Raw genomic sequence first — 874 nt, 5'->3', positions numbered from 1 at the left:
CTGAGGGTTCGCGAAGATCACCGTCATGTGTGTCTGCATGTGCAAGCCCGCCTATGACACGTCGTTGACGGATGGTCAGTGGGCGGTGATCGAGCCGCTGCTGCCGCAACGCGACCCGCGCCGTGGTGGCCGGCCGTTGAAGTTCCCGCGCAGGCTGATCATCGACACGGTGCTGTATGTCCTGGGCAGCGGGTGCGCCTGGCGGCTGGTTCCCCACGACTTGGCCCCGTGGGATGCCGCCTACCGGTGGTTTCGCGCGTGGAGCGCGGACGGCACCTGGGACCGGGTCCACGATGCCCTGCGCGACCGCGTCCGCCGAGCCGACGGACGGGACCCGCAGCCGTCCGCGGCGGTGCTGGACTCCCAGTCCGCGAGGACCAGCGAGGGCGGTGAGGCCGTCGGCTACGACGCGGGCAAACGGGTGCGGGGCCGCAAGCGCCACCTGCTGGTGGACACCTGCGGCCTGGTCCTGCGGGCAGTGGTGCACTCCGCCTCGGTCCAGGACCGGGCCGGGGCGAAGCTGGTCCTCTCCGGCTTGCGGCAGCGATTCCCGCAGGTGGGGCTCGTGTGGGTGGATGGCGGATACGTCAACGTCGTCGATTCCCGGCTGGTCGGCTGGGCCGCCGAGACAGAGAACGTGGAGATCGTCGCGGTGCCGCGGAACGCGGACGTGAAAGGCTTCCAGGTACTGCCCCGCAGGTGGGTGGTGGAACGAACGTTCTCCTGGCTGGGACGGTGCAGAAGATTGGCCCGGGACTACGAGCGCAAGACCGCGCACGCAGAAGCAATGATCAAGGTCGCCATGATCCGGCTCATGGCCGCACGGCTGGCCGGCGAGGACATCGAGCCGCACGGCCCCATCGAGACCGAAGCA

At 69.5% G+C, this 874-nt stretch carries 1 protein-coding gene; it reads left to right on the top strand.

All coding sequences use genetic code 11. The features are described from left to right. Positions 1-25 precede the first annotated feature (25 nt). The coding region (locus IE145_RS33145; RefSeq protein ID WP_189529123.1) for an IS5 family transposase at positions 26-874 on the top strand (849 nt) is incomplete at its 3' end.

Source organism: Streptomyces sindenensis (assembly GCF_014649035.1).
Taxonomy (GTDB): domain Bacteria; phylum Actinomycetota; class Actinomycetes; order Streptomycetales; family Streptomycetaceae; genus Streptomyces; species Streptomyces sindenensis.
The sequence above is the reverse complement of the archived record's forward strand: the minus strand, read 5'-3'. Positions and strand labels throughout refer to the sequence as shown.